The sequence below is a fragment of the Tessaracoccus bendigoensis DSM 12906 genome, assembly GCF_900141915.1.
Taxonomy (GTDB): Bacteria; Actinomycetota; Actinomycetes; order Propionibacteriales; family Propionibacteriaceae; genus Arachnia; species Arachnia bendigoensis.
In genome coordinates this window covers 31,250-44,221 of record NZ_FQZG01000029.1, presented here as the reverse complement: position 1 = coordinate 44,221, position 12,972 = coordinate 31,250, and the positions used below count along the sequence as shown (strand labels likewise).

Sequence of the window (12,972 nt, the reverse complement as noted above, 5' to 3'; positions counted from 1 at the left end):
ATCCTCGACACCAGACCCACCAAAATCGACCACTGGCCGATCCTCGCGGGTCGCACCGGGGCGTGTGGGTAGGAAGTCCCGACGGAGCGTCAGGCAAGACGGCGCGTCGAGCGGAACGACGCCACGACCAAGGCAGGCAGTGGCCCATCCTCGACACCAGACCCACCAAAATCGACCACTGGCCGATCCTCGCGGGTCGCGACGGGGCGTATGGGGTGCGGTCGCGGGGGGCGTCGGGCGGGACGGCGCTACCTCCAGGCAGGCAGTGGCCGATCCTCGACACCAGACGGATCAGAATCGACCACTGGTCGGTTTTCGCGGGTCGCGACGGGGCGTATGGGGTGCGGTCGCGGGGGGCGTCGGGCGGGACGGCGCTACCTCCAGGCAGGCAGTGGCCGATCCTCGACACCAGACGGATCAGAATCGACCAGTGGTCGATTTTCGGGGGTCGCGCCCGAGCGAGGACGTCCAAGACAGCCGACCACCGTCCAACGACCCGCCCAACCGACGGGTCAGGAGCCCAACGAGAACCGCTCGATGACCTCGTAGTGCCTTCCCATCCGAAGCGACTCCACCAGACACAACTCAGCCGCCTGCCACGACCACCCCGAAAACGAGTCGAGGACCCCAATCCACCTGGTCGCCTGCACTCCCTTCCTGCTTCGTGCCAACGTCAGGTGCCCGACGAACCTAGCACCATCGGCCGCGGCCCCCGCCCGGCTCGCCGCACTTCGGGCCCCAGCGGACAGGCGGGCCAGCTCACCGTTGCCGTCGCTGATGCCAAGCCCCAGCACCTTCGCCTGGGCCGCGTCGGGGAAGGCGACCCCACCCTCCAGCCGGATGGGGAACGGGGCGGCCTTGGCGGCCACCTCCCCCAGATACTCCACCAACGCGTCGACGGCCCTCGACGGGACATCGGACATGAAGGAAGTCGTGACGTGCCAGCCCTCCGGGCGCGACCAGCGCAGCCCAGGGTCGGCGTCGCGGCGAGGCTCGAGCAACGCGTCCAACTCGGAGACGACATCGGCTGGCGGCAGCACCGCGGTGAACATCCTGGCACCCATGCAGGCAACGTTACGCGTCGTCATCCCGCAATGCCATCGGTAACGGGTCGATGTCGACGGGGCGCAGCGCCTCGTCGTCGACGGCGAACGTCCTGATCGGCCCTGGGCCGGTGCCACGGGTCTCGAAGCGGACGGTGACCCTCCCGAGCCCCGATCCCCACACCCAACCGCGGCCCAGCTCCGCATGCTCCACGTCGGCGCCCGGATGGTAGTCGCCCCGTCCACGCACCCCACTCAACACGACCTCCTCCCCCGGCCCCGCGACCCGCTCGTCGGCGACCGGAGGTTCCTCCCCGAACAGCTTCTCCTGCGCCGAGGTGCTGAAGTTCGTCACCCCGATGCCGAGCAGGCGGACGCCCTGCCTGATGTCGATCTCGTCGAACATCGCCAAACCGGCCGAGGTGATGTCGTCGAGCCCGTCCGTTGCCCCACCCAAGCTACGGGCGACGCTGCGGGTGGTGAAGTCGGCGAACCGGACCTTGATCGTCACCGTCCGGGCGAAGAGGGACGCCTTGTGGAGGCGGTCGACCACCTGGGCCGCGTCGCGACGCAGCAGCGCCTCCAACTGGGAGCGGTCGGTCAGGTCGACGGCGAACGTGTCCTCCGTCGAGATCGACTTCGGGTCCCGCAGCGCCTCCACGGGGCGTTCATCCCTTCCCCACGCGAGCGCCGCCAGCGACTCCCCGGCTGCCGTCCCCAGCTCCCGGACCAGTTCGGCCCGGTCGGCCCCACGCAGGTCCTCCACCGTGTAAAGCCCGATGGTGATCAATCGCTGCTCGGTCGCAGGCCCGACGCCGGGGATGGCGCGCACCGGCAGGGGTGCGATGAACCCGAGCTCGTCGCCGGGCGCGAGGATCCTGGCGCCGTCGGGTTTGGCCGCCTCGCTGGCCAGCTTCGCGAGGAACTTGGACGAGCCGACGCCGACCGACGCCGTCAGCCCTTCCGTGCGACGGGTCAGCTCGGCTCGGAGCCAGGCGACCCTCCCCGCAAGGTCGTCGCCCCAGTCGCTCCCCGACAGGTCAACGAACGCCTCATCGAAGCTGAGCGGCTCCACCAGTGGTGAGACCTCCCGCAGCAGGCCCATGACGATCCGAGACGACTCTCGGTAGGCGGGGAACCGGCCACCGAGGAAGGCCGCGGTGGGGGCCCTGCGTCTGGCCTCCGCGCCTGACATCGCGGACTTGACGCCGAAGCGGCGGGCCTCGTAGGAGGCGGTGGCGACGACGCCGCGCGGCCCCGCCCCGCCGACCACGACCGCCTTGCCGCGCAGCGAGGGCTTGTCGCGCTGCTCGACGGCCGCGAAGAACGCGTCGAGGTCCAGGTGCAGGATTCGTCTGGCCACGCCGATTGATCAGGCGTCCGGGTGGTTCTTCGGGGTCGGTCGGTACTGCACGAAATCGAAGCGACCGTGGGGCTCGCGGGAGATCTCGGTCCATTCCTGGGCCGTGACGAGCGGGAAGGTCGCCGCCCCGTCGGGCGACTCGTGGACGCTCGTGAGGTCGAGCTCGGTCAGGTACGGCCAGGCGGCGCGGTAGATCTCGGCCCCGCCCCCGACGAAACACACCTTCTCAGGGGTCTGCGCGGCCAGGTCGAGAGCCTCCTCGATCGAGTGGGCGACCTCGACACCGTCCTGCCCCCAATCGGGGTCCCGAGTGACGACGATGATGCGCCGGTTCGGCAGCAGCCCGATCTGCTCCTGGGTGCGTCGCCCGAAGATGATGGTGTTGCCGGTGGTGACCCGCTTGAAGCGCCTGAAATCCTCGGGGATGTGCCAGAGCATGTCGTCGCCCGAGCCGATCACCCCGTTGTCGGCGACCGCCGCGATCGCGACTATCCGCATGCGTTCCTCCAAAGTCTTTGATCCTCTACCGATGCCGCCCAGCCTCAGACGGCGATGGGCGCCTTGATCACGGGGTGCGGGTCGTAGCCCACCACCTCGATGTCGCCGAGCTCGAAGCCGTCGATCGTGGTGACAGCCGGGTTCAGCCGCAACGTCGGGAGCGGCCGGGGCTCCCGGCCGAGCTGCAACGCGACCTGGTCGAAGTGGTTGGAGTAGATGTGCGCATCCCCGAGGGTGTGGACGAACTCCCCGACCCGCAGCCCGGTCACCTGGGCGACCAGGTGGGTGAGCAACGCATAGGAGGCGATGTTGAACGGCACCCCGAGGAACACGTCGGCCGAGCGCTGGTACAGCTGGCAGCTGAGGACCCCCGGCCCGCCGTCGGTGGCGTGGGCGACGTAGAACTGGAACATGGTGTGGCACGGCGGCAGCGCCATGTCGTCGACCTCGGCCACGTTCCACGCCGAGACGATGTGACGGCGGGAGTCCGGGTTGGTGCGCAGCGAGTCGATCACGCGCGCGATCTGGTCGATGTGGCGACCGTCCGGGGTGGGCCATGAGCGCCACTGGTGGCCGTAGATCGGCCCGAGGTTGCCGTCCGCATCGGCCCATTCGTCCCAGATCGTGATGCCGTTTTCGTGCAGCCAGCCGACGTTCGTGTCGCCGCGCAGGAACCACAGCAACTCGCCGAACACCGAGCGGGTGTGCACCTTCTTGGTGGTCAGCAGCGGGAACCCGGCGCGCAGGTCGAAGCGCATCTGGTGCCCGAACACCGATCGCGTGCCGGTACCGGTGCGGTCAGGACGGTCGAGGCCGTCGTCCATGATGTGGCGCAGCAGGTCGGTGTACTGCCTCACCCGAGGCCCCCGAGGTACTCGATGAAGGCGCGAACCGCGTTGCCACGGTGCGAGATCGAGTCCTTCTCGGCGGGGGTCAGCTCCGCGGAGGTCACCTGTAGCCCGGACGGCACGAACAGCGGGTCGTAGCCGAAACCGTTCTCACCGGCCGGGGCCGCGTCCGTGATGTGGCCAGGCATGTAGCCGTGCCAGACGCGCCGCTCACCGTCGGGCGTGACCATCGCCAACGCACACACGAACCGCGCCCGACGGCGCTGCCTCGGCACCCCGTCGAGTTGCGCGAGGAGCAGCGCGTTGTTCTCATCGTCGTCACAGGCCGGCCCGGACCACCTCGACGACCTGACGCCGGGCATGGCGTTGAGCTCGTCGACCTCAAGCCCCGAATCGTCGGCGACGGCGACCAGCCCGGTCTCGCGAGCCGCGGCCGAGGCCTTCAGGATCGCGTTGCCCTCGAAGGTGCGCTCGGTCTCCTCCGGCTCCGGATAGCGCGGGAAGTCGGCGAGGCCCAGCACCTCGACGTGCAGCCCCGCGGCCTGCACCATGCGGCGCAGTTCGGTGAGCTTCTTCGGGTTGTTGGTGGCCAGGACCACCTGCGCGGGCAGCCTCATGCCAGCGCCTCCCGCTGGATGCGGGTGAGTTCGGCGCAGCCGAGCGTGCCGAGGTCGAGCAGCGCACCGAGTTCGTCCCGGGAGAACGGGGCCCCCTCCGCGGTGCCCTGCACCTCGACGAATGTGCCTGAGCCCGTCATGACGACGTTCAGGTCGGTCTCGGCCGCTGAATCCTCCTCGTACTGCAGGTCGAGCAGCGCCACCCCTGCGCTGTTGAACCCGACCGACACCGCGGCCACCGAATCCTTCAGCGGTTCGCCCGCCAAGGCACCGAGCCCACGCAGATGCTCGACGGCGTCGGCCAGCGCCACGTAAGCCCCGGTGATGGCCGCGGTGCGGGTGCCGCCGTCGGCCTGGAGCACATCGCAGTCGAGCACGATCGTGTTCTCACCCAGCGCCTTGTAGTCGATCACGGCGCGCAGCGAGCGTCCGATCAACCGGCTGATCTCGTGGGTGCGCCCACCGACCCTGCCTTTGATGGATTCACGGTCGGAGCGGGTGTGCGTGGCGCGCGGCAGCATCGCGTATTCGGCGGTGACCCAGCCGAGGCCGGACCCGGTTCGCCAACGGGGCACCCCCGTCGTGACGGAGGCGGCGACCAGGACGCGGGTGCGGCCGAACTCGACCAGCACCGATCCCTCTGCGTGGTCGAGCCAGTTGCGGGTGATCCGCACCTCGCGAAGCTGATCTGGTTGGCGTCCGTCGATGCGGGTCGAAGTCATGGCCATAAAGCTACCCGTTCAGCGCGGGCAGTTGCACCGCTCCGCCGCCGGCACCCCAGCCAGTGCCTCCTCGATATGCTCCCCGCAGCCGGCCCAGGTGTGCTTCCCGCACTTGTCACAGGTCACTTTCCGGCACATCGCCAGACTCCTTTCCATCGATCACGACGGTCGTCGCGTTGGTTACAAATCCTCCGAGCAGCCGGCGCCCGATGCCACGGAAGTCGGTGGCATCTCCGGTGGTCAGGAACGTGCGGGTCGCCTCACGCGGCTGGTGGCGCAGCAAGTCGGCCTGCGTGAGCTGCGAATAGGTCGACTGCGCGCACGCCTCGGCCGACGACACCAGCGTCACGCTGTTGCCGAGCACATACCCGATGACGCCCGCGAGCAGCGGATAGTGCGTGCAGCCGAGGATGAGGGTGTCCGCCCTGGCCTTCTTGATCGGCTCCAGGTAATCCTCGGCCACCTGCAGCAGCTCCTCCCCACCGGTGACGCCCGCCTCTACGAACTCGACGAACCGCGGGCAGGCCTTGGCGGTGAGGGTGATCCGGGGCGCGATCGCGAACGCGTCGTCGTACGAGCGCGAGTTGACCGTCGACTCGGTCGCGACGACGCCGACCCGCCCGTTGCGCGTGGCCGCGACCGCGCGGCTGGCGGCGGGCAGGATGACCTCGGTGATGGGCACGTCGTAGCGTTCCCGGGCGTCGCGCAGCACCGCGGAGGAGGCCGAGTTGCAGGCGATCACCAGCGCCTTCACGCCGCGGCCCACCAGGTAGTCGAGCCCCTCAAGCGCGAACTTGCGCACCTCCGCGATGGCGCGCGGCCCGTACGGGGCGCGGGCGGTGTCACCCAGGTAGAGGAAATCCTCGTTCGGAAGCTGCTCGACCAGCGAGCGCAGCACGGTCAGGCCACCGAACCCGGAGTCGAAAACCCCGATCGGCCGATCCAGCAGTTCAGTCACGGCCCCTCATCCTAGACCCCGGCCGCTGGCCGTGAACTGGTCGGGGTCGAGGCTCTGCCCCGTCGCCAGACACATTCCCCTTGACTCCAGAAGGTCCTCCAGCAGGTATCCGAGCCACTCGACCAGTTCCGCGAGCCCAGGGTTCGATTCGATGACCTCCGCCTCGGGTTCGGCCAGCCGCTCCGGCCCGGCGACCTCTGCGTACCAGAAGAGCCGCAGCGCGCCGAGCGTCCTTGCCCAGTCGTCGACGACGGAGAGCCGCACCGGCACGAACCCGTCGAACGCCCCGAGGTCGGCCATGACGGCGTCCGCGGCGGCGATCCGCGCCCTGGTCTGGTTGTGGATCGAGTCGCGCCAGAACTCATCTGCCTGCGTCTCGTTGGCCAACGCAGGAGGGAAGAGCCGCGACAGGCGTGGATTCGAAAGCATCCTGTTCGTGGGGTCGTCCGAGAGCTCGGCCACGATCTGCTCGAACGGGTCATCTGAGTCGACGCCGCTCGGCAGCAGTTCCCTCAGCCCGGAGACGTAGAAGCCGATCATCGCTCCCAGCCCGCCGTCACGCCCGACCCTGCCGTCGAACGCCCAGACGATGTCGTCAGGTTCAAGTGTCACGAGTTCTCCATGGTGGCCCACAGGTTGTAGTTCTGCATCGCGAGCACGTCGCGTTCCATCTCCTCACGGTTCCCGGCCGACACGACCGCCTTGCCCTCGTGGTGAACCCGCAGCATCAGGTCTTCAGCCTTGTCGCGCGGGTATCTGAAGTACTCCTGGAAGACATAGGTGACATAGCTCATCAGGTTGACGGGGTCGTCCCACACGATCGTGACCCAGGGGTTGACGGCCAACGGTTGCTCGGCCGTGGCCTCTACGGTCTCGGTGCCTCCCGCCGGAATTGCGCTCATGGCCCCTACTCTGCCGCGTTGGGCCAAACCGTGCCGGAAATTGCGCGGACCCGCTGCCGGTCGGCCCAGTAGAGTGCGTCCATGACCACGGCCCTGTTGACCGACCACTACGAGCTGACCATGGTGCAGGCCGCCCTGGACGCGGGCACGGCGAACCGTCGCAGCCTGTTCGACCTGTTCACGCGCCGCCTCCCCGAGGGCCGCAGGTACGGCGTGGTCGCCGGGCTCGGACGAGCGCTCGACGCCATCGACGCCTTCCGCTTCGGCGACGCCGAACTCGGGTTCCTCCTCGAGCGTGGCATCATCCGGGAGAACCTGGCCGACTGGCTATCCGATTTCCGGTTCACGGGCGACATCTGGGGCTACCCGGAGGGCGAGGTCTACTTCCCCGGCTCGCCGGTCCTTTCAGTCGAAGGCACGTTCGCTGAGGCGTGCATCCTGGAGACGGTGCTCCTTTCGATCTACAACCACGACTCGGCGATCGCCGCCGCAGGGTCGCGCATGACCGCCATGGCCGGGGAGCGGAGCTGCGCCGAGATGGGTTCCCGGCGCGCCGGCGAATGGGCAGCGGTGGCCGCAGCCCGCGCCGCCTACATCACCGGCTTTGCTTCGACTTCCAACCTGGAGGCCGGGCGAACCTACGGCATCCCGACGATCGGCACCGCGGCCCATTCGTTCACGCTGCTGCACGACACCGAGGAGGAGGCCTTCAGCGCCCAGATCGACTCGCTCGGGGAGGACACCACGCTGCTGGTCGACACCTACGACGTCGAGGCGGCGATCCGCAAGGGGATCGAGTTGACGGGCGGGCGGCTCGGCGCGATCCGGCTGGATTCCGGCGACCTTGCGATCATGGCCCGCCAGGCCAGGGACCTGCTCGACGACCTCGGCGCCACCCACACCAGGATCATGGTCACCTCCGACCTGGACGAGTGGCAGATCGCGCTGCTGCAGGGCGCCCCCGTCGACGGCTACGGCGTCGGTACCTCGCTGGTCACCGGCTCGGGGCACCCGACCTGCGGATTCGTGTACAAGCTGGTGGCAAGGGCCTCCTCCGACGAACCCGACGCCGCGCTCATCTCGGTGGGGAAGAGGTCGAAGGGCAAGAACACGTTGGGGGGCCGGAAGTTCGCGATGCGGCGCCGCGGTGAGGACGGTCGCGCCGAATCCGAGGTCATCGGCCTGGGCGCTCCCCCGGCCAACGACGGCAACGACCGCGATCTGCTCATCCCGATCGTCACCGGTGGAGAACGCGTGTACAGCGCAACCCTCGAGGACGCCCGTCGGCGGCACATCGATTCGCTGGCTGAGTTGCCGCTGGCCGCGCGCCGGATCTCGAAGGGCGACCCGGCCCTGGAGACGCTGATCCTGGACGAGACCGGGACGCTGACCACCAACCCCTACCAGGCCGCGCCGGTGGTCACCAACATCTGACCCGCCGGAACGGGGCAGTCGGTCAGCGGTTGGCTGCCTCGACCGCCCGGTCGGACGCGTCGAGGGCGTCGAGCCCGTCGCTGCCCGCGTTGATCACCTCACCGACACCTCCAGGCATGGACAACCCGGGGATGCCGGTCGCCCCCGAGACTCCGTCGAGCACCTGGTCGGCCACCAGCTTGATCGGCGTCCTCACGAGGGCCGTGGCGCCGGTCAGGATGCCCTTCTCGATCAGGGTCGCCCCCTTCTTGGCCTCCTTGAGCGCTTGCAGAATCTCCTTTATCGCTCGCAGGATCTCGGCGACCTTCTTCATGATCGTTGCGATCTTCTCAAGGGCGCTCGCGATCTTCTGCAGCACTTGGGCGACCTTGGTGAGGCCCTGCATGATCTTGGCCAGCGCGTGCGCCCCCTTTGCCAGGTTGGCCGCCACCCAGGCCAGCGCCGAAGCCCCGAAGGTGAAGGCGGCCAGGGCTGCGGAGATCGCCAGCGATGTGAGCAGGAACTCGATCACCGAACGGATAATGTCGAGGATCATGTTGGCGGCCTCGACGCTGGTCTCGGCGGCGGCCGTCAGAATCTCCCTCGTCTGCGCGATGGCAGGGCCGAGTGATTCGAGCGACTGCTTCAGCGTCGTCATCTTCGCGTCGTAGGCGACCCTGGCCTCGCCGGTCCAGTGGCCCATCCCCGACGATGCAGCGTCGATCTCGCTTGACAGGTTTGCCACCTCCCTGCCGATCGCCTCGTAGGTGGGGCCGTAGCCGGCGACCTTGTTCGGGTCCCCCGTCACGAACTGCAGCCAACCCGACACCGTCTGGTACGGGGATTCAAGAACCTTCTGGACGGGCCATGGGCAGTCCTGGTACCAGGAGTCGAGCGTGTTGTTGTACGTCATCCGAAGACCCCTTCGAAGAAGCCGCTCAGCGCCTCGGCCGCGGAGTTGTCGTAGCCCTCATAGGCCTCGGCGCACTGCCGCAGCCCGTCGCGGGCAGCGGCCAAGGCCTGCGTCAGCTCCGTCAGGGACTCGGAACAGTCGGCTGTGTGCCCGGCGTAGGCCTCGTAGACTCTCGTCTGCAGCCAGGGGATCCGCCCGAAGTCGGGTTGGCCCAACCCGACGGAGTCCAGTTTCGTCAACTGCGTGGTCGCGGTGCCGTGCATGGCATCGAAGTCGTCGGCGGCGCCGCGCAGTTCGGCGTAGTTGACGGTGAAATCTGTCATCGGGAACCTCCTGAGCGCCGACCCTACCGGCAGACGGGGCCAATCGAGTGCGCCACCTGTGTGCTTGAATCGACCCATGGGCGACTACACGCAGACCGCTATCACCGACCCCGCTTTGCGGGCGCTGGTCGAGGCATCGGAGTGCGACTACCACGGCTACGGAGATGGGGTCGAGGTGCTCGTCAACGGAGCAGGCTCCGTCAGGCGCGTGATGGTCGACGTGGAACGCGCCACCGCAGCCGTGATCGTCGGGGCACAGCTGACCACCGCCCTGAACCAGGCGCTCGACAGGGCGGAGGAGGCCATCCTCAACGTGCTGCGGGGCCACCCCGCCCTCGAGCCACAGCTCACCGACATCATCGGCGACGGCCTACCGGACTCCATCCCCACCATGAGTGGAGCCGAGCTCGCCGGCGACTTCCAGGGCAACGCGGCCGACGGCGAGGTGGTCGCGCACGTATCGGGTCGGAGCAGACGTTTCGTGTCGATCTACCTCTACAGGGTTTCACCGGAGCTGGTCTCGGCGGTCGCCGAGGCCGCCAACCGGGCCTTGGCGGCAGCCGAGCTCGGCTCAGATGACGCGGTGCCGCTTGACGATGCGATTGACGCCACGCTCGCTCGACTCGATGCCCGGCTCAGTTCGATCAGCTCAGGGCTCGACCAGGTCGAGGCGAGCCTTGATGAGACGTTGGCCGGGCTCGGCTGAGCCTCAACCAGCCGCGGCAACCAGCCGACGGGCCTCACCGGCGAAGAACATGCCCGCCAGCAGAGCCAGCACCGAGCCGTCAGAGAAACCGAGCACGACGCGCCCCCGCTGCAGCGCCCTCGGCTGGTGCCGCACCCCCGCCAGCGCACTCCGGTCGCTCTGCCAGACGACACGCCCCTTCTCGGACGTCAATTCGGCCGCCATCAGTCGACCACCGGTGAGGAGCAGGTGGTTCGCCCCGCCGTTGAACGCTCCGAAGGCGTCACGCAATGCGTGACCCATGCTCCCGGGCGCCCCGATCAGGCTCACCCCGCCCACCATGCGCTCGGCGGCGGCGTTCCATGCGCCCACGTCCAGTCCGTTGAGAGGGTCGAACGTGACGCCGGTGACGGGGGCGCTCCGTTCCTCGCCCGCGAAGTAGCTGACCGTGACGGCGCAGGCAAGCTGCTCACCTGCGGCAAGAAGAGGCGCGATCTCGTCGGAGTAGAGCCGTTCCGGCCGCATCCTCAGCCCTCCCAGCGGGATTCGGGCTGTTCGTCGAACCCGTTCATCACCGCGGCGAGCCGTCTGGGCAGGTCCGCGCGGAACACGTCCTCCAACTGGATGCGCTCGCCGTCCCCGTCTCCGAGGGGCACCCTCCAGTTCGGGTATTCGTCGATCGTGCCAGGCTGGTTCTGGGCGCGTCGCTCCCCCACCGCGTCCGTCAGGTTCGCGAGCAGCACCTTCGACGGCGTGCGCAGGAGGTAGCGGTGCAGCGCCAGCAGCACCTCGACCTGGTCGTCGGTTTTCGCCTCATCCAGCAGCCCATAGTCGACGAGCGTGCCGAGCCATTCGGCCTGTTCGCGCCTGGCATGCTCAAGTTCGGCCTCGAGTGGCTCGGTCAGCAGCCCCAGGCTCTCCCGGAGTCGGACGTGGTCACCGGCGAGATAGCCGAGGGTGGGTGGCAGGTCGTGCGTCGTCACCGACGCCATGCAGTATTCGCGCCACCGGTCGGCGGCCAACGGCTGGCCATGTTCGTCCGACTCGAACCAGAGCACCGAGGTACCGAGGATCCCCCGCCTGGCGAGGTAGTCACGCACCCAGGGCTCGACGGTGCCCAGGTCCTCCCCCACGATCAACGCCTCTGCCCGCTGCGCCTCCAACGCCAGGATGCCGACCATCGCCTCGTGGTTGTTGCGCACGTAGGTGCCGACCGTCGGGCCACCACCCTCAGGCACCCACCAGAGCCGGAACAGCCCGATGATGTGGTCGACGCGCACGCCTCCGACGCCGCGCAGGGCGGCCGAGACCATCGCGCGGAAGGGCGCATACGCCAGTTCCTCAAGCTTGTCGGGCCGCCACGGCGGTTGCACCCAGTCCTGCCCGGCCTGGTTGTACTGGTCGGGCGGCGCACCCACGCTCATCCCGTGCGCGAACACGTCCGGCATCATCCAGGTCTCGGCGCCGAACTTGTGTACCCCGACCGCGAGGTCCGAGACGATTCCGACGGGCATCCCGACCTGCGAGGAGGTCGCCTGCGCTTCCGCAACCTGGGACTGCGCGATCCACTGCAGCCATTCGAAGAAGTCCACATCCTCGGCGTGGTCGTCCGCGAAGCGGGCCACCTCGGGTGAGCTCGGACGTCGGAGCTCGGCCGGCCACTCGTCCCAGTGCCGTCCGTGTTCCTGGCAGAGCACGCACCACACCGCGAAGTTCCGCAGCCCTGCCCCCTCCCTGCGTCGGAAATCGTCGTAAGCGATGCGCCGCGCTTCGCGCATCCCTGTGCGGAAGACGATCCGCAGCGCCTCCAGCTTGAGGGGCCAGATCGAGTTCCGGTCGATGATCCCGCTGGCCTCTGCGACGGAGCGCGCCCGCTTCCGCAGCCCGCGGATCTCCCGCCGCTCCGCCTTCCGCAGTGAGGCGAACTCCGCGATTGCCTCGGGTCGGATGTAGAGGGGGTTGACGAAGCGCCTGGACGCCGGAAGGTACGGCGACGGTTCCAGCGGGGGAACCGGCTCGGCGGCGTGCAGCGGATTGATCAGCACGTAGCCGGCGAACTGGCGGGTGCCTGACCAGATGATCAGATCCGACAGGTCGCCGAGGTCGCCGATCCCCCACGACTCGCGCGAGGTGACCGAGTAGAGCTGGGTTCCGAAGCCCCAGACCCGCTGGTCCCGCATCGCGGGAGGGAATCCGACGAATGACGGTGTGACGATCAACGACCCTTGCTGCGTGCCCTTGGTGGTGGTCGCCCGGATGAGGTGGTAGCCGGTCGGGAGGTCCGCCCCGAGCCAGAAGGTCGCCTCACCGACCATCCGCCCGTCGACCCGGCGGTCCGGCGCGTGGTTCTCCGTCTGCCACGCGGGCCGCGTCTCACCGGATTCGAGCAGCACATCTACCCGCAGCGGTGTGCCTGCCGGCACATGCACGTCGATGTGTACCCCGCTGCCCTCCTCCACGACGGTGCACGCGGGAAGGGTCCGACGCCACCGTCGGTCGTCTAGCTCGCCCAGCGCGAGGTCGGCGAGTTCCGGGGTGGAGGCTTCGACGTCGAAAGCCCTCAGCACGTCGATGATGGTGGCGGCGGGGATCGAGACGTGTCGACCCTTCCAGTCCCAGAACTCCTGGGCGATGCCGAACCGGTCGGCCAATTGGGCTAGGCCGGGAAACACATCAGTCACGGGGAT

General features: G+C 68.6%; 15 protein-coding genes. 2 read left to right on the top strand and 13 right to left on the bottom strand.

What is annotated here, in order from left to right:
- Nucleotides 1–512 precede the first annotated feature (512 nt).
- The 9 genes from thpR to clpS all read right to left on the bottom strand — a co-directional run bounded on the left by thpR (nt 513) and on the right by clpS (nt 6,951).
- Nucleotides 513–1,088 carry an RNA 2',3'-cyclic phosphodiesterase gene (thpR, locus tag BUC15_RS09315; protein ID WP_084189478.1) on the bottom strand — a complete coding sequence of 192 codons (576 nt, stop codon included), beginning with the start codon at nt 1,086–1,088 and terminating at the stop codon, nt 513–515.
- Complete coding sequence (locus tag BUC15_RS09310; RefSeq protein ID WP_073187426.1) at nt 1,075–2,412, bottom strand: DNA polymerase IV; 1,338 nt, start codon at nt 2,410–2,412, stop codon at nt 1,075–1,077. Before BUC15_RS09310 ends, thpR begins: the two co-directional genes overlap by 14 nt.
- A 3-nt stretch (nt 2,413–2,415) precedes the next feature.
- Entirely contained in the window at nt 2,416–2,904 is a 489-nt protein-coding gene (locus tag BUC15_RS09305; RefSeq protein WP_073187424.1) for a dihydrofolate reductase, read from the bottom strand.
- A 44-nt stretch (nt 2,905–2,948) separates the two neighbouring features.
- A complete protein-coding gene (locus BUC15_RS09300) occupies nt 2,949–3,761 on the bottom strand; it encodes a thymidylate synthase (protein WP_073187422.1) in 813 nt (270 codons plus the stop codon).
- Nucleotides 3,758–4,369, bottom strand: coding sequence for an RdgB/HAM1 family non-canonical purine NTP pyrophosphatase (rdgB, locus tag BUC15_RS09295; RefSeq protein ID WP_073187420.1), 612 nt, complete (start codon nt 4,367–4,369; stop codon nt 3,758–3,760). Before rdgB ends, BUC15_RS09300 begins: the two co-directional genes overlap by 4 nt.
- Nucleotides 4,366–5,091: a ribonuclease PH gene (gene rph / locus BUC15_RS09290; protein ID WP_073187438.1), complete on the bottom strand. Its 726-nt coding sequence runs from the start codon at nt 5,089–5,091 to the stop codon at nt 4,366–4,368. The genes rdgB and rph overlap by 4 nt, the downstream gene beginning before the upstream one ends.
- Nucleotides 5,092–5,206: 115 nt before the next feature.
- Nucleotides 5,207–6,049: a glutamate racemase gene (murI, locus tag BUC15_RS09285; RefSeq protein ID WP_073187417.1), complete on the bottom strand. Its 843-nt coding sequence runs from the start codon at nt 6,047–6,049 to the stop codon at nt 5,207–5,209.
- A 6-nt stretch (nt 6,050–6,055) separates the two neighbouring features.
- Complete coding sequence (locus BUC15_RS09280) at nt 6,056–6,661, bottom strand: DUF2017 family protein (RefSeq protein ID WP_073187415.1); 606 nt, start codon at nt 6,659–6,661, stop codon at nt 6,056–6,058.
- Nucleotides 6,658–6,951, bottom strand: a complete 294-nt coding sequence (gene clpS / locus BUC15_RS09275; protein WP_073187413.1) for an ATP-dependent Clp protease adapter ClpS — start codon at nt 6,949–6,951, stop codon at nt 6,658–6,660. The genes BUC15_RS09280 and clpS overlap by 4 nt, the downstream gene beginning before the upstream one ends.
- An 81-nt stretch (nt 6,952–7,032) precedes the next feature.
- On the opposite strand from clpS, the gene BUC15_RS09270 reads away from it, so the two are divergent.
- A complete protein-coding gene (locus BUC15_RS09270; RefSeq protein ID WP_073187410.1) occupies nt 7,033–8,385 on the top strand; it encodes a nicotinate phosphoribosyltransferase in 1,353 nt (450 codons plus the stop codon).
- A gap of 22 nt (nt 8,386–8,407) precedes the next feature.
- On the opposite strand, the gene BUC15_RS09265 is transcribed toward BUC15_RS09270, so the two are convergent.
- Together BUC15_RS09265 and BUC15_RS09260 are read right to left on the bottom strand one after the other, a co-directional pair.
- A complete protein-coding gene (locus tag BUC15_RS09265) occupies nt 8,408–9,277 on the bottom strand; it encodes a hypothetical protein (protein WP_073187407.1) in 870 nt (289 codons plus the stop codon).
- Nucleotides 9,274–9,600: a WXG100 family type VII secretion target gene (locus BUC15_RS09260; RefSeq protein WP_073187405.1), complete on the bottom strand. Its 327-nt coding sequence runs from the start codon at nt 9,598–9,600 to the stop codon at nt 9,274–9,276. Before BUC15_RS09260 ends, BUC15_RS09265 begins: the two co-directional genes overlap by 4 nt.
- 76 nt (nt 9,601–9,676) lie before the next feature.
- Between BUC15_RS09260 and BUC15_RS09255 the strand changes: the two genes are divergently transcribed.
- Nucleotides 9,677–10,306, top strand: a complete 630-nt coding sequence (locus tag BUC15_RS09255) for a hypothetical protein (protein WP_073187403.1) — start codon at nt 9,677–9,679, stop codon at nt 10,304–10,306.
- A gap of 3 nt (nt 10,307–10,309) precedes the next feature.
- Here the strand turns inward: BUC15_RS09255 and BUC15_RS09250 are convergent, their stop codons facing one another.
- A complete protein-coding gene (locus BUC15_RS09250; RefSeq protein ID WP_073187401.1) occupies nt 10,310–10,810 on the bottom strand; it encodes a hypothetical protein in 501 nt (166 codons plus the stop codon).
- A 2-nt stretch (nt 10,811–10,812) separates the two neighbouring features.
- Complete coding sequence (gene malQ, locus BUC15_RS09245) at nt 10,813–12,972, bottom strand: 4-alpha-glucanotransferase (RefSeq protein WP_073187436.1); 2,160 nt, start codon at nt 12,970–12,972, stop codon at nt 10,813–10,815.

Excerpts from the sequence above, each read along its gene's own strand:
- thpR (WP_084189478.1), bottom strand. The coding sequence starts at position 1,088 with ATGACGACGCGTAACGTTGCCTGCATGGGTGCCAGGATGTTCACCGCG.
- BUC15_RS09305 (WP_073187424.1), bottom strand. The coding sequence starts at position 2,904 with ATGCGGATAGTCGCGATCGCGGCGGTCGCCGACAACGGGGTGATCGGC.
- rdgB (WP_073187420.1), bottom strand. The coding sequence starts at position 4,369 with ATGAGGCTGCCCGCGCAGGTGGTCCTGGCCACCAACAACCCGAAGAAG.
- rph (WP_073187438.1), bottom strand. The coding sequence starts at position 5,091 with ATGACTTCGACCCGCATCGACGGACGCCAACCAGATCAGCTTCGCGAG.
- clpS (WP_073187413.1), bottom strand. The coding sequence starts at position 6,951 with ATGAGCGCAATTCCGGCGGGAGGCACCGAGACCGTAGAGGCCACGGCC.
- BUC15_RS09270 (WP_073187410.1), top strand. The coding sequence starts at position 7,033 with ATGACCACGGCCCTGTTGACCGACCACTACGAGCTGACCATGGTGCAG.
- BUC15_RS09265 (WP_073187407.1), bottom strand. The coding sequence starts at position 9,277 with ATGACGTACAACAACACGCTCGACTCCTGGTACCAGGACTGCCCATGG.
- BUC15_RS09260 (WP_073187405.1), bottom strand. The coding sequence starts at position 9,600 with ATGACAGATTTCACCGTCAACTACGCCGAACTGCGCGGCGCCGCCGAC.
- BUC15_RS09255 (WP_073187403.1), top strand. The coding sequence starts at position 9,677 with ATGGGCGACTACACGCAGACCGCTATCACCGACCCCGCTTTGCGGGCG.
- BUC15_RS09250 (WP_073187401.1), bottom strand. The coding sequence starts at position 10,810 with ATGCGGCCGGAACGGCTCTACTCCGACGAGATCGCGCCTCTTCTTGCC.